Source organism: Streptomyces sp. CoH27 (genome assembly GCF_020181035.1).
In the GTDB taxonomy this organism is placed as follows: Bacteria; Actinomycetota; Actinomycetes; order Streptomycetales; family Streptomycetaceae; genus Streptomyces; species Streptomyces camelliae.
In genome coordinates this window covers 156,616-173,456 of sequence record NZ_JAIQYY010000019.1, presented here as the reverse complement: position 1 = coordinate 173,456, position 16,841 = coordinate 156,616, and the positions used below count along the sequence as shown (strand labels likewise).

General features: G+C 72.4%; 14 protein-coding genes. 9 read left to right on the top strand and 5 right to left on the bottom strand.

Translation table 11 applies throughout. From position 1 onward, the window contains the following. Window positions 1-142: 142 nt before the first annotated feature. Window positions 143-808 (bottom strand): hypothetical protein, encoded by a 666-nt coding sequence (locus tag LE548_RS30200; RefSeq protein WP_225100133.1) that lies wholly within the window; start codon window positions 806-808, stop codon window positions 143-145. A gap of 563 nt (window positions 809-1,371) precedes the next feature. Here LE548_RS30200 and LE548_RS30195 point away from each other — a divergent pair. Next, window positions 1,372-2,433, top strand: coding sequence for a cobalamin-independent methionine synthase II family protein (locus LE548_RS30195; protein ID WP_225100132.1), 1,062 nt, complete (start codon window positions 1,372-1,374; stop codon window positions 2,431-2,433). A gap of 121 nt (window positions 2,434-2,554) precedes the next feature. Here LE548_RS30195 and LE548_RS30190 read toward each other — a convergent pair whose 3' ends face one another. After that, window positions 2,555-3,307 (bottom strand): cyclopropane-fatty-acyl-phospholipid synthase family protein, encoded by a 753-nt coding sequence (locus LE548_RS30190; RefSeq protein ID WP_225100131.1) that lies wholly within the window; start codon window positions 3,305-3,307, stop codon window positions 2,555-2,557. After that, a complete protein-coding gene (locus LE548_RS30185) occupies window positions 3,304-4,002 on the bottom strand; it encodes a DUF2993 domain-containing protein (protein ID WP_225100130.1) in 699 nt (232 codons plus the stop codon). The genes LE548_RS30190 and LE548_RS30185 overlap by 4 nt, the downstream gene beginning before the upstream one ends. A 492-nt stretch (window positions 4,003-4,494) precedes the next feature. Between LE548_RS30185 and LE548_RS30180 the strand changes: the two genes are divergently transcribed. The 4 genes from LE548_RS30180 to LE548_RS30165 all read left to right on the top strand — a co-directional run bounded on the left by LE548_RS30180 (window position 4,495) and on the right by LE548_RS30165 (window position 9,697). Continuing rightward, the gene (locus LE548_RS30180) at window positions 4,495-5,277 is read left to right on the top strand and encodes a thiopeptide-type bacteriocin biosynthesis protein (RefSeq protein WP_308030777.1); all 783 of its coding nucleotides are present in this window, start codon (window positions 4,495-4,497) and stop codon (window positions 5,275-5,277) included. A gap of 1 nt (window position 5,278) precedes the next feature. Further along, complete coding sequence (locus tag LE548_RS30175; RefSeq protein ID WP_225100129.1) at window positions 5,279-8,134, top strand: lantibiotic dehydratase; 2,856 nt, start codon at window positions 5,279-5,281, stop codon at window positions 8,132-8,134. After that, window positions 8,088-8,258 carry a hypothetical protein gene (locus LE548_RS30170; protein WP_225100128.1) on the top strand — a complete coding sequence of 57 codons (171 nt, stop codon included), beginning with the start codon at window positions 8,088-8,090 and terminating at the stop codon, window positions 8,256-8,258. The genes LE548_RS30175 and LE548_RS30170 overlap by 47 nt, the downstream gene beginning before the upstream one ends. 215 nt (window positions 8,259-8,473) lie before the next feature. Continuing rightward, the gene (locus tag LE548_RS30165; protein ID WP_225100127.1) at window positions 8,474-9,697 is read left to right on the top strand and encodes a lanthionine synthetase LanC family protein; all 1,224 of its coding nucleotides are present in this window, start codon (window positions 8,474-8,476) and stop codon (window positions 9,695-9,697) included. A gap of 96 nt (window positions 9,698-9,793) precedes the next feature. On the opposite strand, the gene LE548_RS30160 is transcribed toward LE548_RS30165, so the two are convergent. Further along, window positions 9,794-10,945 (bottom strand): erythromycin esterase family protein, encoded by a 1,152-nt coding sequence (locus tag LE548_RS30160; protein WP_225100126.1) that lies wholly within the window; start codon window positions 10,943-10,945, stop codon window positions 9,794-9,796. A 93-nt stretch (window positions 10,946-11,038) separates the two neighbouring features. On the opposite strand from LE548_RS30160, the gene LE548_RS30155 reads away from it, so the two are divergent. After that, entirely contained in the window at window positions 11,039-11,755 is a 717-nt protein-coding gene (locus LE548_RS30155; RefSeq protein WP_225100125.1) for a TioE family transcriptional regulator, read from the top strand. Window positions 11,756-11,913: 158 nt separating this feature from the next. Next, window positions 11,914-12,930: a hypothetical protein gene (locus LE548_RS30150; protein ID WP_225100124.1), complete on the top strand. Its 1,017-nt coding sequence runs from the start codon at window positions 11,914-11,916 to the stop codon at window positions 12,928-12,930. Between the two features lie 156 nt (window positions 12,931-13,086). Here LE548_RS30150 and LE548_RS30145 read toward each other — a convergent pair whose 3' ends face one another. Next, window positions 13,087-14,001, bottom strand: coding sequence for an SDR family oxidoreductase (locus tag LE548_RS30145; protein ID WP_225100123.1), 915 nt, complete (start codon window positions 13,999-14,001; stop codon window positions 13,087-13,089). An 83-nt stretch (window positions 14,002-14,084) separates the two neighbouring features. Between LE548_RS30145 and LE548_RS30140 the strand changes: the two genes are divergently transcribed. Together LE548_RS30140 and LE548_RS30135 are read left to right on the top strand one after the other, a co-directional pair. Continuing rightward, complete coding sequence (locus LE548_RS30140) at window positions 14,085-14,651, top strand: TetR/AcrR family transcriptional regulator (RefSeq protein ID WP_225100122.1); 567 nt, start codon at window positions 14,085-14,087, stop codon at window positions 14,649-14,651. A 133-nt stretch (window positions 14,652-14,784) separates the two neighbouring features. After that, window positions 14,785-16,443: a penicillin-binding transpeptidase domain-containing protein gene (locus tag LE548_RS30135; protein WP_225100121.1), complete on the top strand. Its 1,659-nt coding sequence runs from the start codon at window positions 14,785-14,787 to the stop codon at window positions 16,441-16,443. Window positions 16,444-16,841 lie beyond the last annotated feature (398 nt).

Sequence of the window (16,841 nt, the reverse complement as noted above, 5' to 3'; positions counted from 1 at the left end):
CTTGTCGTCCACGACACGACACGGCCGACCGCCACCTGGAGGACCGGAACCGGCACGCGCCGGTGCCGACCACGACCGGTCCCGAGCGGCCGGAGACACTTCTTCGGCGCCCGGGTGGCACGGCCGGCACCGCGACCACGGGTCACGCGGAGGCGTCGGACCCGGCCTCCGGCTCGCTCGCGGCCGTAGCCTCGGCGGCAGCGGGAACGGTGTAGAAGACGGACGTGCCCTGCTTGGTGCGCTGGGCGCCGTTGCGGGCCACCAGGTTCTCCAGCGTGGTGCGGATGACCTTGGTCTGGATCTCCCGGTCGGGAAGTGCCTTGCCGAGTGCCTCGGCGACCTCGGCCGCGGAACGGGGCTCCTTCTGGTCCGCCAGGTGACGCCGGACGAGTTCGACGAGCGTGGGCTGAGCCGCCTGCGGGGCAGCCTTCTTGGCCTCGGGCTTCTTCGCCGCCGCCTTCTTCGCCGCGGGCTTCTTGGCCGGCTGCTTCTTGGCCTCGGCCTCCGGCACGCTCGCCTTCTTCGGCGTCTTCACCGGGCCGGTCGCCGTGGTGGACTTCTTGCGCGGGGCGGGCACCACGACGCCCTCGGTGGCGGCCGGCGCGTCGGCCGGGGGCGTGACACCGAGCGCCTGCTGCATGCTCACGAGGACACCGTGATCATGCTGCAGACCGGTCAACTGCTCTTGCAGTGCCGCGATTTCGGCCGTGATGCGTTCCTGTTCCTTGACATTGCGTTCGAGGTCATTGGACACCTGGCTGACGTACTGCGAGGTCAACTCGGTGACGGGTGTGGTGCTTTCAGACATCTGTTCCTCCGTGTCCGGCGGTGATGTGCCGCTCGCTCGACGAGTCCGGTGACGGCAGGCGGGGAGCGGGAGTTGTGCTTCGAAGGTGCACAACACAGGGGATGATACGGGTGGGTCAGCCTGTTTTCTGCTGAGTGAAGCCTGTGCGTTGCGCGGTGACAAGATGGGCGACAGGGGCCGTTCATGTGTCGTGGCTCTCCCGTCCCGTGGTGAGCGCCTGGACCGGAGTCGGGTCATGGCGTTCCTGGGCGGCCGACAGCCACGGTCGAGTCCGCGGATGCGGCGGATGTGTTCCTGGTGCGCGAGCCGGCTCCGGGGGCCGGGGACGCCGACCGCCGACGACTGCGATCCGGCACCATGCAGGTCAGGGCGTGCCGGCCGTGCGTGCACCACGGCGGCGACCGCCGCGTCCTGGAGCCGGTCGTAACTCAATGCTGAACCTTGCCCTCAGGGGCAAGGCCGAGGTCAACGCCATGGGGCGTTCGTGCCCTGTGCGGGTGGAATCAGGGGAGCGGGAGGTGTTCGGACCGGAACGGTGACTGTGTGCTCCCTAGGCTGCCGCCATGATCATCCCTACCGAACCCATCGGCAGCCTTCCCCGTTCTCCTCAGCTGCTCCAGGCCAGGGCCGCGTTCCAGACCGGGGAGCTGGACGAGGATGCTTTCACGAACGCCCAGCGAGAAGCCGTCCGTGACACCATCGAACGGCTTGAGGCGGCCGGGTCGCCGGTCGTCACCGACGGCGAGCAGAGCAAGCCCGGCTTTCTCACCTATCCCATCGCGGGCTCCCCCAGTCTGTCGTCCGACGGCGTGGTGATCCCCTTCGCCGACGGGCACCAGCGGCAGCTGCCCGCTCTGACGGCCGGGCCCTTCCGCTATCTGGTGTCCGCCGACCAGTACCTGCGCGCCGCCCTGCGGCACGCCCGGGTGCCGGTGAAGCAGGCCGTCGTCGCACCGTCGGCACTGAGCCTGCTCTACCCGGCCGCCGGGATCGTGGGGTACCCGCGAGAGGAGTACCTCCACCAGCTGGCCGATGAGGCGGAGGCAGAGATCCGCAGGTGTCTGGACGCGGGTGCACATGTCGTCCAACTCGACTTCGAAGAGGCCCGTCTCTCCCTCAAGCTCGACCCCAGCGGGCAGGTGCTGGACGATTTCGTCTCCCTCAACAACCAGGTGCTGGCCCGCTTCGCCGAGAGCGAGCGGGCCCGCATCGGTGTCTACAGCGGGCCCGGCGCCGACCAGGACGCCACACACAGCCTCGATGTCGACTACGCCGAGCTGCTGCCCAGGCTCTTCCGGCTCACCGCGGGCAACTTCTATCTGCAGCTCGCGAGCGAGGCCGACCCGGACCGTGTTCTGCGCCTGATCGCCGACGAGCTGCGCCCTGGAACCCGGGTCTTCGTCGGTGTCACCGATCCGACCGATCCGCGCGTGGAGACGGCTGAGCAAGTCCGCGACCGGGTGCTGCGGGCCGCCAAGCACATCCCCGTCGACCAGCTGGGCACCTGCGACGACGCGGGCTTCGCCCCGTTCGCCGACGACACCTCCACGTCACGTGAGGTGGCGTTCGCCAAGATCCGCGCCCGTGTCGAGGGAACCGCGCTCGCCGCGCAAATCCTCGGCTAGACACTGTGTCCCGCGCCTCGACGGGCCTGGACGAGGCCCGGCCGAGTGGGTGTGCGGTCATCGCGGCCGTGCGCGCCGGTGTGTCACCGGTGTGCACAGCCGAGGCCCATGGGCAGGCAGCTCAACGGCGCCGGGCGCGGACCAGCTGGACGACCACGGGATTGCCCGCGTCCGGGGCGGCGAGAAGCTCGGACACCTCCACGTCGAAGCCGTGGGCGGCCAGCAGCTCCTCCCACAGCACCGGTGACAGCACCCACATCCGCACCGCGATGGGCTCCTGGTCACGCAGCCGGACGTATCCCTGACGCACCACCGGCTCACTCGACGGCCCCTGTCCGTCGGCGTCGGTGTGCAGGGCCGAGAAGACCAACGGCGCGCCCCGTACGAGCCCGTCGCGCAGTGCCGGCAGCAGGTGCAGCGGATCGACGCAGCCGAAGGTGCGCAGGGCATACGCCGCTTCGTACGACCGCTGGGTCCGGCGGAGATGCTCGGCGACGTCGGCGCACAGGAAACGGACACCGGGCTCTGTGCCGTGGTCGTTCAGCGCGCGTCGGTGCTGCGTGGGGGACAGATCGACGCCGTCCACGAGGGCGCCGTAGGTGCGGGCCAGGTGCACGGCGTGATGGCCGGGGCCCGAACCGATGTCGAGCACCCGCTTGCCCCGGATGTCTCCGATGATCTCCGCCCCCGGACCCACACCCGGCCAGAAGCCCCAGTCGATGCGCTCCGGGACCGGCGGCGAGTATCCCCGGTCGAGCGCTGCTGGCCGTAGATCGTCCAGGCCTCTTCGTCTGCGGAGTGCGGTGTCAAGTGCGTCTTCTCCGGTCGGTGTGTCGGGACGGTGCCGGTGTTCGGGGGCGTGGCCGGCGCTCATCTCGTGAAGCGTGATCTGCCCAGCGTCACCTGGTGGCCGACCATGGTGATCTCGACGCCGTCCGAGGTCGAGCGTGCCGCGGTGAAGCCGACGCCCTCCGGGAGCGTGACCCGCCACGCGGGCGCGGTCTGCCGGGCACCAGGAACAGTGAGGGTGATCTCGTCGCCCTGGGCGAGGAGCGTGCCTGTGCCGTCCATGTTCCGTCCGCCGACCGTGCCCGTGATCCTGACCTTCGCCGCCTGCTCCGACGATCCTGGGGCCTGGGACACGCGTATGGGACCGCCGCTGCCGGCCAACCTCGTGACGACGCCGGACAGTTCGTCGTACGACAGGGTCAGGGTGCCGGTGGCGAGGTTCACCTCGGCGCTGCTCGCCGTCAGCGAGGTCACGTTCACGCCGTGCAGGTCGAGCTGGAACCGCTTGATGGGCAGATAGCCGCCCTGAGCGTTGGTCGTGGTGTCGACGGTGAACTGCCTGGCCGTGAGCTTGACGTGGCCGAAGCTCTGGCTGAGCGCCTGTGTCAGGAACGGGAAGCCCTCGATGGAGACGTCCACGTGGCTGTCGGTGGTGTTGCCGTAGTCGTACTTCTCCTTGACGAGGCGCGCGGCCTCCTTGTTCGCGAAGTGCACGGCCACGCGGTCGGCGACCGTGAACAGCACGGCCAGGACCACGACCGTGATCGCCAGGACTTTCACCCATCGACGTTGCATTACCGACCCCACCCGTTTGTCCCGGTCTCGTGCCGCACACGATCAGTGCGCGAACCGATCATGCACGGTCCGCAGCTCGGACGACAGGCCTGTGGACAACGCTCTGTGGACAACCGAGAGGATCCCCGTGCACCCGATGTGGCGCGCGGAGTGCGCCTTCGGCGCGTCATGCGCTTTCTGTGCACCAGGCGTAACCCTGTTGATCATATGAGGAATTCCGGTCTGTTTTTCAGGTGGGAGCAAGTGCGGAATTCCCATGACAGGAGCGGAAAATTCAGTCGATCGCTCCGTGGCTGCCAAGGGAAGGACGCAGGTGGAGGTCGAACAGTTGCTGGCCGATTGTCTCCGGGACGCGCGTGACATTTCCCTGGGTACGGTGCCCGTCGTCCCCGAAGGGCCCGCCTACGCGGCGGCCCGCCGTAGTTTCTGACGGCAGGCCTGTCCGCGCTGCGCGTGGGGGTGCCGGAGGCGGGCTGGGTGCAGATCAGTCTCGCACCCGGTCCCTCGGCCCGGCGACGGACGTACCGCTTCCTCGCCGACACGGCCCGCGACCTGATCGCGTCGGGCATGGTGAAGTCCTTCTTCTTCATGCACAAACCTCCGGGTCTGCGGGCCCGGTTCGAGGGTCGCAAGCGCCAACCAGAGCTGTTACAAGCCGAGTTGACGGATCGTCTCCGCCATCTCGACGGGCAGGCGGCCGCGCCGGTGTGCGGGATGTACGAGCCGGAGACGTACCTCTTCGGCGGCTTGCGGTCGATGCGGCTCGTGCGCGAGCTGTTCACGGTGGACTCCCTCGCCTGGCTCGACCACCACACCGACGGTGGACCCGAAGCCCTCGCGGACTGGCGGCTGTCCCTCGTACTGCTCGGTGAACTCCTCGGCGGGCTCGGTGTCGTCGGCTGGGAGCACCGAGGGGTGTGGGAGGTGGTGCGTGACGACACCGGGCGCCGGCTGGGCACCGGCCTGGACGGGGACGCCCGCCGCGCCGCCACGGGCATCCTGGACGCATGGCACGCCGGTCCCCGCGCGCTGCTGGACCCGTTGCCCGACAAGCGCCGGACCGCGGTCGAGGCCCACGCGGCCGCGGTGCGCCGGGGCGCCGAGCGGTGGCGCACCGGGTACTTCGAGTCCGGCGACGCGATCGTCGGCCCCCGCCGCGCCGCGGCCTACTACGTGATCTTCCACTGGAACCGCGGTCGGCTGTCCCTCGCCCGGCAGAGCCTGCTCACGCATGCCCTCGCCGGCGACGGGAGGTTCTGACGTGGGAGAGGATCTGATGCTGGGCGGCACCGCGTTGCTGAGAGTGGCCGGGATGCCCTTGGCGGCCTGGGCGGCGGCCGGCAGCCCGGAGCTGTTCGCCCGCCTCACCGAGCACGCCCACGACAGCGGACGGCGGGCCGAACGCGCCCGGGCGCTGGCCGAAGCGCTCGGCGTCACCGTCGTACCGCACCCCGGACTGACCGCCGCCGACCGGCGCGCCGTCCTCGCCCTGCGCCGGCGGCTGCACTCCGCTGCCGCTCCGCGCCCGGCGGACTGCCGGTTGCTGGAGGGCTTACCCGCCGCCCGGGACCTCGCGCGCGAGGCCGAACGGCTGCGCCGGGACACCGAGTCGGCCGACACGACCCTGCGCGAGCTGGAGCGAGCGGTGACCGCCGAGCGGGTGCGGGTGGGGGAGCTGGGCTGGTCGCTGGTGTGTGCCGCCCCGGTCATGCGGGCGTTCCTCCACGAGGCGGCGCCCGGCGTGTCCGCGGACATCGTCCGGCGGCTGGCCGAGGGCGAGTCCTGGAACGGGCAGCGGCTGCGCAAACGCGGGGCCTATCTGTGGCGGGCCCTGGGACGGGCCGCGGCCAAGACGACCCCGCGCGGATGGGCCGGCCAGGTCGTCGCGCTGCGGGTCGCCCCGGCGGCCGCGGACGGTGCGAGCGGCAACGGCCCCGCGGCACCGCTCGTCCCGCCCGGTACGGCGCTCGGCGCGCTGGCCGCCGAGGCCGTGGAGAACGTCCACCTGCTGCGCGGCCGGCTCGGCACGCTGGACCTCAGGGCGGCCGGCCCCGCAACCGTCCTGGCCCCTGCCCCGCTGCACTTCCTCGACCCGGCGGGCACGGCCACGGACACCGGCACCGGGGTGCTGCGCTGCTGGGTGATCGACCCGCGCGAACGCGGCAGGATGCGACAGGTCGTCCTCCGGCGCACCCGCCCGCTGGACGCCGTGCTCGCCCAACTGGCTGATGGGCCGGGCCAGTTGGGAGACATCGAGACAGCGCTGCTCGGCACGCCGGCGATCCGTGCGGCCGACCCCGGCCCGGCCGTGCTGCGCGGCTTCCTCGCCCACCTGGTCGAACTCGGCGTACTCCAGGTCTGCACGGCCCCGTGCCGTCGTAGCACCGCATGGGTCCCCGCGGAGAAGGTGCGGGAGCGTGACGTCCTTCCCCAGCCGGTCCCCGCACCGGCCGCTGCCCGCGAGACCGACCACCGCGCCGGTCGGCGCGCCGCCGTCGCCGCATCGGCGAGCGATGCCCGGTCCGCCCCATCCGCACCAGCAGCCGTAGCCGCACCTACGCCCGAGCCGGGGCACGATCATGGTTCCGCTCCGACCGCGCACACCGGCGAAGCCGACGCCTGGTTCATCGACTCGTACCGCACTGTCTCGGCCACGGTCCCCGCAGCGGCGGTCGAGCGGGTGCAGCGCGGGCTGCGGATCGCCGCCCGGGTGGCCTGGCTGCGGGACACGGACCGGTTCCCGGCGCCGGATGCCCGCCCCCTGCCCCCGGAGCTCGCGGCGCTCGACGAACGGCCGCGCCCCCTCGGCGAGATCCTGGCCCGCAGCCTGCCGGACAGCGCCTGTCCGCTACCCCCGCCGCAGACCATGCGCCGGTATGCCGGCTGGCACCCCGCCGAGACCGAAGGCTCCGGCTACGCCCGCCTGCTGGCGCACCTCGCCGACCGCACCGGCGAGGAACAGGCGGACCTGGACGACGGCTTGCTGGACGCTCTCGGCGCGCCGCCGGCCCGCACGGCGCTGCCGTCCTGGCCCCTGGACTGCCTGTTACGCCCGCTGCCGGCCCCGGGACCGGTCGCGGTGCTGGAGACGGCCTCGCCCGCGGGGATCCTGGACGCCCGGTTCGCCGACGCGCTGCACACCCTCCACGGCGGCTACGGGAGCCCGCACAGCTACCGGGCCTTCCTCGCCGGTGTGGAGCGGCTGACGGGCGCGCGGTTCGTCGAACTCCTGGTGCCCCCGCTGGCCGCGCGCGCTGCCAACGCCGTACGACGTCCCGTCACCACCGAGTGGTGGACCGGCGATCCGGATCCGGCGCCGTACCGGGGACCGGCCGGTCCGGGTGCGCGCTATCTGCCGCTGGACCGGATCACGCTCCGCCGTGCCGGCTCGCAGGTGATCGCCGAGGCCGACGGGCGGCGCATCCTGCCCGTGCATCACGCCACCCGTTCACCCCTGCCGCCGTACGATGTCCTGGTCCGGCTGCTGATGGCCGCCGGACACCCCGCTGCCTCGCGGGTGATCCGGCTGGACGGCCTGGCCGAGGCGTTCCCCGGCGCGGAGCGCCTGCCCCGGGTGACCGTCGGCGGGGACCTCGTCGTCAGCCCGGCCCTGTGGCGGCTGTCCCGAGCCCGGTTGTGGCGGCCCGGCGACAGCGACCTGGCCAAGGTGCGCGCCCTCGCCGCCCTCAGGCACTCGGCCGGACTGCCCCGCTTCGCGTTCGTACGGGCCGTACCCCAGGCGAAGCCGGTGCCCGTCGACTTCGAGGCGCTGACCGCCCTGCATCTGCTGGAGCGTGTCTGCGCCCACCAGCCCGGACCGGAGCTCCTGGTCGAGGAGATGCTCCCCGCGCCCGGACAGCTGCTGCTCCACGACCCTCTGCACGACGGCGCGGCCGTGGCCGCCCAGCTGCTGCTGAGACTTCCGTACGACCGGAGCGCCGCGGAACTCGCGGCACTCGCCGCCGCCGCACTGCGCGGCACTTCAGACGCCCCCGGAGCGCTCGCCCCGAGCGGGCGGGCCGTCTCCGGGGCGGCCCGACACCCATCCCGTCCCCTGAAGGAGGACAGCAATGCCCGAAGCCATGCAACTCTCCGACCTCGACGCCCTCATCGGTGACCTGGAGGCCCGGATCACCGAGAGCACCCTGCCGTCGGTGGAGGCCGACACCGGTGGCTGCAGCGGTGTGTGCACGGTCCTCGTCTGCGACACCGTGGTGATCTGTAGCGGCGTCGTCTGCTGACGATCCGCCGGTAGATCGCTTCCGCCGGCGGCCTCAGGGCGCGGCAAGGGTGCCCCGAGGCCTGTCCGGGATGGTCTCATGCCGCGAGCGTTCGTGGCATGAGACCGCAGTACCGGCGTCCCGCCCGGCCCCTCCGGATCCCGCCCGGGCGGGACGCCGGCCGGCCCCCGTCATAGCTCCGGAGCGCCGCAACCGAGCACCCCCGAGGAGATGCCATGCCGCAGGGCACCCAGCATGCGCCGTACACCGGCACCGCCCTCACCGCCCTCACCGCGCTCGTCGGCCGGCTCCTGGACGTCTGGTCCGCCGGCGGGAGTGACGGCGGCGTGTGCGACGGGCATCCGTCCGATCCCGGAATCCCCGTCCTGGCCGCCCTGTTGCATGACGTGGGGCCGCCGGGGAGCGCCGGGACGGCGGCCCGCGCGGTGGCCGTGTGGGCCCGCACCGCCGGACAGGGGCCGGGCCATCGCGGCCTGTACGACGGAGGGCTGGCCGGAACCCTTGTGGGCCTGCGGCTGGGCGCCCGGCTGCACCCCCAACTGAACCTGGCCGCCGACCGGTTGCGCGACCAGCTCGTCCGCACCGCGCCGGCCCGGGGCTGGCGGCGCGACCGCGTCTCCTTCCCCGACTACGACCTGATCGTCGGGCCCTCCGGGACTCTGCTCGCGCTGTGCGCCGGCACCCAGCCTGAACCGGCTGACCTCGTGCCGTTCGCCGACCACTTGGCCGCACTGTGCGACGCGGACGACCTGCCACGACTGCGGACGGCGGGCTATGCCGGACATCCCCACCTCGACTGGCTGGACGGACGGATCAACACCGGCATGGGGCACGGAACAGCCGGCGTCGTCGCCGCGCTCACGGCCGCCGTCCGCCACCTGGGCCCCCGCCCCGAACTGACCCGTGCCCTGCGCCACACCACCCGGTGGCTGATGCGCCAGTCCTTCGACGACGCCCGCTCTCTGCGCACCTGGGACGGCGCCGGGCTCGACGGACCGCCGCCCGCCGGGCCCCGCGCCCGCCAGGCCTGGTGCTACGGCACGCCCGGGGTGTCCTGGGCGCTGTGGGACGCGGCGGACGCGCTGGGCGACCCGGAGGCGGCCACCTGGGCCGCCGGCGCCTTCGCCACGCTCGCCGAACGCTACGACGAGAGCTTCCACCTCTTCGGCGACCGCCCCGCCGACGTCCTGGCCCTGTGCCACGGCGCGGCGGGCGTCCTGGCCGTGGCCGACGCCTTCGACCACCACGCCGGCCTCCCGGTGGCAGCCGAGCTGAAGGCGCGGCTGCTCGGCCGGCTGCTGGGCCGCCTGCCCGAGCTGTACAGCTTCGGCCAGGAGGCCAGGGGACTCCTCGGCGGGGCGGCCGGCGCGCTGAGTGCCCTGCTCACCGCGGGACAGGGCGCCGCACGGACGTGGCTGCCCTGTCTCGGGCTGCGCTGAGCCGCCGCACCCGAAGGGCGCGGCGGCACAAGGGGGTTCGTGTGCTCGGGGTGCCGTCGCGGGTACGCCGGTCACGGACCACGGGTCGAGCGAGCCTCATGTGTGTGCCGCGGCCGTGCCGTCGCCGATGTGCAGGACCGCGTCCGCCGTGTCGAGCGTGGCCTGGGCGAGAGGGGCGTAGCCCTGCCGCGGTTCGGTGTCGGTCCGGACGCGGGCGGGAGCGAGTGTGCTGGGCGCGGTCAGTGCCCAGGTGGGGAAGCGGGCCTGGAGGAGGCCCTCGTAGGTGTCCGGCGCGGGAGCGCCGAGGCCGAGGGCTTCGCTGCGGCCGAGGCTGCCCACGACGAAGAGATACCGCTCGCCGAGCAGGTGGGCCAGGACGGAACCGGCGCCCCACCAGTCGGCCCCTACCTCGCCCAGATGCCAGCCGCTCATGGTGCGCTGCAGATGGCCGTTGTTGGCGAAGACCAGGGTGGGTCCCCGTTCCGCCTCGATGTCCCGGATGTCCAGCAGGTTCTGGACCATGTGGGCGTCCCGGACGGCGAGCAGCGCGGTGACCCTGGGGCTGGTGTCGAGGGGCTGCCGTGCCGACTCATGGTGGTAGCGCAGCAGGCCGAGACCGGCGGTGAGGTGGGTCCGGGCCCGCAGCCACCGCTCGCGTGAGGTGGACTCGATGAGTTCGGGTGCGCGGGTGTAGAGCGAGGTGAGCATGTCGTCCGCGATCAGCCGAAGCTGCCCGGCCTCGGCCGTGGCGCCGGGTGACATGGCCGGGTCCATGACCGCCTCCGCGCGGCTCCACCGTTCGTCGTCGCCGGTGAGGCGGGTGAGGTCGAGGTCGAGGCCGAGATAGGCGCGGGCGTGTTCCAGGTAGGCGCGCGGGCTGGGGGCGCTGTAGTTCTCCGTCGGGGTGTCGAAGCCGTGGAAGGCCAGCCGCTGCTCCGGCGGCCGGTTGCGGTTGTGGTCCCGCATCCAGGCGATCAGCCGCCTGTTGGGCTCCAGCGCGCCCCAGCCGTGGGAGAAGCCCTCGCTGAGCACCGTGTCGAGGCTGCCTGCTCCTCCCTGGACGTAGTCGTTCACGGCGAGCGCGGCCACGCGGTCGGTCTCCAGGGCGATGGACCGGAAGCCGCCCCCGACCAGCTGGGCGAACAGCTCGTTGCGGACCCGGCCGAAGGCGGGCTCCTGGTGTGTCGGCTCGCCCAGCGCCAGCAGTTCGCACGAAGGGGTGACGAAGTCTCGGATGTCCTGAGTCATGAGCCTCAATCGTATCTTTGAAAGCTCGGTTGATACTTTGAGCGAGAGGTGCCCCCGGAAGCTTCGGCGGGCCATGGCGTAAAGTCTCAACCGATGAGCACCTTCCGTCCGGCGGACCTCGCGCGTGAGCACGGCATCTCGACCCAGGCGGTCCGCAACTACGAGCGGGACGGATTCATCCCTCCCGCCGAGCGCACCCGGAGCGGCTACCGCATCTACACCGAGGTGCACGCGGCGGCGCTCCGCGCCTTCCTCGCGCTCGTCCCGGCGTACGGTCACGCGGTCGGCGGCCAGATCATGAACGCGCTCCACCGGGACGCGCTCGACGACGCCCTGACGATCATCGACCGCGGCCACAGCCAGTTGCTGCGCGACCGGGACACCCTCGACGCGGTGCGCGACGCGGTGACTCACCTGACCGCCGAGTCCGGCTCCGCTCCGACACCGTCACCGGACGCCGGCACCCGAACCGTCGGCGAACTCGCGCACCAGCTCGGCATCACCCCGGCGACCGTGCGCAACTGGGAAGAGGCCGGCATTCTCGACCCCGCCCGGGATCCCGCCACCGGATACCGCGTCTTCGACGCCGCCGACGTCCGCGACGCCGAGCTGGCGCACCTCCTGCGGCGCGGCGGCTATCCGCTGGATCACATCGCCATGGTCGTCCGGCAGATCCGGACAGCGGGCGGCACCGACGCACTGGCCGCCTCCCTGGAGGCCTGGCAACGCAAACTCACCGCACAGGGCCTGGCCATGCTCCGGGCGGCCACGCGACTCGACGTCTACCTGGGCCTGCTGAACCTCACCTGAGTCGTGCCGACCCGCACGGTCACGCGGAGCGGTGGCCTGCGGCGCATGCACGCCGGCCGTCGCGGGCCGATCCACGGCCGCCAACTCGCCGTACCCTTCGAGGAGAACCGTGCAACGAGCAGGATCGAGATGTCTGCCGGACCGAGGGGGAGAACGGCGTGACGAACGGGGAGCACGACGACAGCGCGGACGTGCGCGAGGCGCGGCGGCTGCTCGACACCGAGTGGCGCGTCGACGCAGACGCCATACTGGAGGGGGCGCGGCGGCTGATCGCGCTGGGGCCGCGGTACTCCGGCGAGGCGGCGACCCGGCTCGGGCTCGTCTTCACGAGCAACCAGCACGTCGGATCCGCGCGGCGCATCGAGGCCGCTCGCATTCGCGCATCCCTCGGCGGCGACCACGTCAAAAGTGCCGCCGGTTCCCTGCGGCTCGTGGCCAACGAGTACCGGGGCTATGTCGAGCAGTGGGAGAACATCGACGGCGCGTACGCGCTGGCCCGGCTCGCACCCCAGTACGTGGGCGAGGGCGCCGCGCTGCTGCGGAGCTTCCTCTCTTCCTCCGGCCACCACCTGGACGACTGGGACCGGGCCTACGCCCTGCCTCGACTGGCCGCGCTGAGAGGGCCAGGGCTCCAGCCCGAACTCCCGTATGAGGGGCAGGAATTCCCCGTTCACGGCCTCGCACACGGGGCTGCGGAGCGCTGGCTGGAAGGGTGGGGCACCGTGGAGGGCAAGCCCGAGAAGCCCTTGTGGTTCGTCAGCCACGCGTACCGTACGGCTGCGGGAGCCACCGTCGTCGTATCGACCTGGCGGCCCGTCGACTCCAACCGGTACGGATTTCACGGGCTCCAGAACGCCTTCGCCGAGGCCCGTGTCGAGTGTCTCGCGGGCGCCCTGCACCTGGCGTTCCGGCCGGACCCCGACCGTTTCGCGTTCCCGGCCGGTCCCGACGACGCCGAGGCCGAGGCCGCCTTCCGCGAGGCGGGACGGCTCGGGCCGGAACACACGTGGCCGACGACGCTCGGCATCGAAGTGGACGGGAGCCGGACCGAGTTCGAGTTCCAGCGGGCCGGTGACGCCTGGGCCGCCGTCGGGGAGGCCGGCCCGCTCGTGATCGGCGTCTACGGCCGGGGCGGTGAACCCGGCGACGAGCCGCTCGCCCGCGCCCGGCCCTAGGCACACCCACGGCGGTCCCGTCCGGCCCGTGAGCGGCGCGGGGCGGGACCGCCGTGTCCGGCGTCAGAACTCGTCGGCGCCGTTGCGCAGTTCGTACGTCCCTTCTGGTGGACGATCCTGGAAATGGCCCGATCGGAGCGCTGGGCCGGGCGGTGATCAGCCCGTGGTGTGGAAGTAGTGCCCCTTGTCGAGGTCGTCCAGAAGGCCGGGGTGGGCCGGCTGCCAGTCGAGCAGGTCGCGGGTGAGGGTGCTCGACACCGGGGCGTCGAGGCCGACGAAGCCGCCCATCCAGCCGAAGTGCTCCGCCGCGGCTTCGGGGGCCACCGAGGTCACCGGGACACCCAGATGGCGGCCGATCACCTCGGCGACCTCGCTGAGGGCGACGCCCTCCTCGGCGGCGCCGTGCAGCACCGCGCCCGCGGGCGCCTTCTCGACCGCCAGACGGAACAGCCGGGCGGCGTCGAGGCGGTGCACGGCCGGCCAGCGGTTGGTGCCGTCCCCGAGATAGCCCGAGACGCCCTTGGCGCGGGCGGTGGCGATCAGGGTCGCCATGAATCCGTTGTCCCCCTCGCCGTGGCAGGTCGGGGAGAGCCGCACCACGGACGAGCGGACGCCGCGCGAAGCGAGGCCGAGCGCGGCCAGGGAGGTGGCCGCCCGGACGGAGAGGGGTGAGCCGTCGACGGTCGGCATGTCCCGCTCCGTCGCCCGCCGGCCGGGCGCGAGACCGGCCACGCCGGAGGCCAGGACGAAGGGCCGGTCGGTGCCGGCGAGCGCCTCGCCGACGGCGTCGACGGCGCGGCGGTCGGCCTCGGCCGCGCCCTGGAAGTCGCCGGAGAAGGCGATGTCGTGTTTGAAGGCGAGATGGATCACCCCGTCGGAGGCGGCGGCCGCCTCCCGCAGGACGTCGAGGTCGTCGACGGTGCCGCGGACGACGTCGGCGCCGGCCTCGGTGAGCGCGGCGGCGGAGGTGTCGGAGCGGGCGAGCCCGACGACCTGGTGTCCGGCGTCGAGAAGCTCGGGAACGACGGCGGATCCGATCCAGCCGGAGGCGCCGGTCACGAAGATGCGCATGGAAGCCCCAGAGAGTCGATGTCAGTGACTGTCATAGACAGTACCACCGAATGTCAGTCACTGTCATCACGTAAGATCGGCGCATGGGCAGATGGGAGCCGGACGCGCGCGGGCGCCTCGCGAAGGCCGCGCTGGAGCTGTACGGCGAGCGTGGGTACGAGCAGACCACCGTCGCGGAGATCGCCAAGCGGGCCGGGCTCACCGAGCGGACCTTCTTCCGGCACTACGCCGACAAGCGCGAGGTGCTCTTCGCCGGCTCCGGCGAGCTGGAAGATCTCTTCGTGCGCGCGGTCACGGGCGCTCCGGAATCCGCGGCACCGCTGGACGCGCTGGCGCTGGGGCTGTACGCCGCCGCTGAGATGTTCGCCGACCGGCGTGACTTCGCCCGCCGGCGGCACGCGGTGATCACGGGGAACGCCGAACTGATGGAGCGCGAGCTGATCAAGCTCGCCTCGCTGTCGGCGGCGCTCGCCGGCACCCTGCGGCGCCGCGGTGTACCCGAACCGACTGCGAGCCTGGCCGCCGAGGCGGGCATCGCCGTCTTCAAGGTCGCCTTCGACCGCTGGATCGCGGCCGGCGAGGAACGCCCGATGGCGGAGCTGACACGGGAGTCGCTGGCCGGACTGAAGGCGGTGGTGTCGGGCGGTTAGGCCCCTGCCGTCGGCTCTGCCGGTGAACTCCCGTGCCTGCGCGGTGATATGGAGACGCGACGGCTTGACGGTCCGATAACGATCTGTTGACGAACCGCACGCGTCTTCATGGAATGTACATACGATCCGACGCATGAACAGAGCTGTGAAGATCGGCCTTGCCGGTACATGCACCGCGCTGCTCGCTCTCGGGGGAATCGGTACGTACAACGTTGTCCACGGCCTGACCTCCGGTTCCGCGGGTGACGCCCAGCCCACGCGGGGGAGCACCTTCGACGCGTCGGAGATGTCGGGCACGCCGCCGACGGGCGCCGAGGCGGCGAAGCTGACCCGTGCCTTCCTGGACAGCTGGTCCAAGCAGCACCTCGACGGCGCGGCGAGCGACACCGACGTACCGGACACGGCGTCCCAGGCGCTGCGGAGCTACGCCGACGGACTGCGGCTGAAGAAGCTGTCGTTCGACCACATCGTCGCCGTCGGGCCGTCCCAGGTGACACCGGGCGCCACGAAGGTCACCTTCGACGTCACCGCCCAGGTGGCGGGCGGCACATGGAGCTACTCCAGCGCGGTCGCGGTGCTGAAGAGCACGCACGATCAGCCGGCGGTGCACTGGAACAACTCGGTGCTCTATCCGGGCATGGCTGACGGCCAGTCGCTGGTCGCGGGAAAGCTGCCGGCCGACCCGGATGCGGCGAAGGTCGTCGCGTCCGACGGCAGGACCGACCTCTCCGGCTTCCCGTCCCTGCGGGACATCGCCGCGACGATCCGCAAGAACGCCAAGGCCACCGGCGGCAGCGCCGAGACGGGCGTGGCCGTGGTCGGCGGCGACGGCGAGCCGGTGGAGACGGTGAAGGTCTTCATCAAGGGGCGGGCCCCGGTGATCCGGACGACCATCGACGCGGACCTTCAGAAGGTGGCCGAGAACGCGGTCCAGGACACCAACCTCCAGGGCAAGCCCGCCGGTACCGTGGCGCTCGACTGGCGCACCGGGCACATCCTCGCCGTCGCGCACACCGGCGACGACGGGGACATCGCCGTCAACGGCATCAAGTCGCCCGGCTCGACGATGAAGATCATCACCGCAGCGGCCCTCTTCGACCAGGCGGGTCTCACGCCGGACAGCCCGGCGCCGTGTACGGACTCGCTGATGGCCAACAGTCAGCTGTTCCACAACGACCCCGGTGTACGGGCCGATCCCGGCTCCTCGCTGGCCCAGGCGTTCACGGTGTCGTGCAACACCTCGTTCATCAAGGACGGGTTCCATCACCTCGTACGCCATGGTGACGCCTCCGCCCTGCACGACGAGGCCGTGAACGTCTTCGGCATGGGCAGCTGGTCCATCGGCGGCGGGGTCGCCACCACCGACCCGAGCATCCCGGCGGACGCCCAGGGCGGCGACCAGGCGGCCCAGTTCATCGGCCAGGGCAAGGTCACGGCCACCCCGCTGTTCATGGCGTCGGTGGCGGCGACCGTCCGCAACGCCGGCTTCGAGCAGCCGGTCATCCTGCCCGGACAGCACCAGGACACCGCGCCCCGGCCCATCTCGCCCCGTACGGCCGGCTACCTCCAGTCGATGATGCGCGGCGTCGCCACCAGCGGGACCGCGGCTCCGCGGCTCGGCGGACTGGCGGGCGTCGGCGCCAAGACCGGCACCGCGGAGGAGGGGGACCACACCAACGGCTGGCTGACCGCCTACGACTCCCGTATCGCGGTCGCGGCCCTCGTCGAGGGTGGCAGCTCGGGCGTGGACTCCGCGGGGTACGTCGTACGACGGCTGCTGACCGGCAACTGATCGAGTCCGGCGCCGCACCGGGTCACTCGCTCCTGAGGCCGGTCTCCCGCTCACTCGGTCAGGACGGCGAGGGCGAAGCCGGTCGAAGCCTCGGCGCCGACCGCCCGGAGCGTGGTGGCGGTCCGGCCCGGGACGGGCGAGGGTGCCCACGGCGGTGGTGGGCGACTGGTGGGGCTGCTCGTCCGGCGGGGGATCGCTTGCGGGGATTCGCCTGCGGGCATCTGCGCTTCGACCGGCTCGCCGGGGCACCGGGCGCCGTCCGGTGCCCGTCCCGGTGTCGCTCCAGGACTGGCCGACCCGTTGCCGCTCGGCGACGGCACGCTCACCGGCGGGGCCCCGGCGACCGGGCCGAGGCCCGGCGGGTGGCGTCGCTCGTCGGTGAGACCGTCCCCAGCGGG

Excerpts from the sequence above, each read along its gene's own strand:
- LE548_RS30200 (WP_225100133.1), bottom strand. The coding sequence starts at position 808 with ATGTCTGAAAGCACCACACCCGTCACCGAGTTGACCTCGCAGTACGTC.
- LE548_RS30195 (WP_225100132.1), top strand. The coding sequence starts at position 1,372 with ATGATCATCCCTACCGAACCCATCGGCAGCCTTCCCCGTTCTCCTCAG.
- LE548_RS30190 (WP_225100131.1), bottom strand. The coding sequence starts at position 3,307 with ATGAGCGCCGGCCACGCCCCCGAACACCGGCACCGTCCCGACACACCG.
- LE548_RS30170 (WP_225100128.1), top strand. The coding sequence starts at position 8,088 with ATGCCCGAAGCCATGCAACTCTCCGACCTCGACGCCCTCATCGGTGAC.
- LE548_RS30165 (WP_225100127.1), top strand. The coding sequence starts at position 8,474 with ATGCCGCAGGGCACCCAGCATGCGCCGTACACCGGCACCGCCCTCACC.
- LE548_RS30160 (WP_225100126.1), bottom strand. The coding sequence starts at position 10,945 with ATGACTCAGGACATCCGAGACTTCGTCACCCCTTCGTGCGAACTGCTG.
- LE548_RS30155 (WP_225100125.1), top strand. The coding sequence starts at position 11,039 with ATGAGCACCTTCCGTCCGGCGGACCTCGCGCGTGAGCACGGCATCTCG.
- LE548_RS30145 (WP_225100123.1), bottom strand. The coding sequence starts at position 14,001 with ATGCGCATCTTCGTGACCGGCGCCTCCGGCTGGATCGGATCCGCCGTC.
- LE548_RS30140 (WP_225100122.1), top strand. The coding sequence starts at position 14,085 with ATGGGCAGATGGGAGCCGGACGCGCGCGGGCGCCTCGCGAAGGCCGCG.
- LE548_RS30135 (WP_225100121.1), top strand. The coding sequence starts at position 14,785 with ATGAACAGAGCTGTGAAGATCGGCCTTGCCGGTACATGCACCGCGCTG.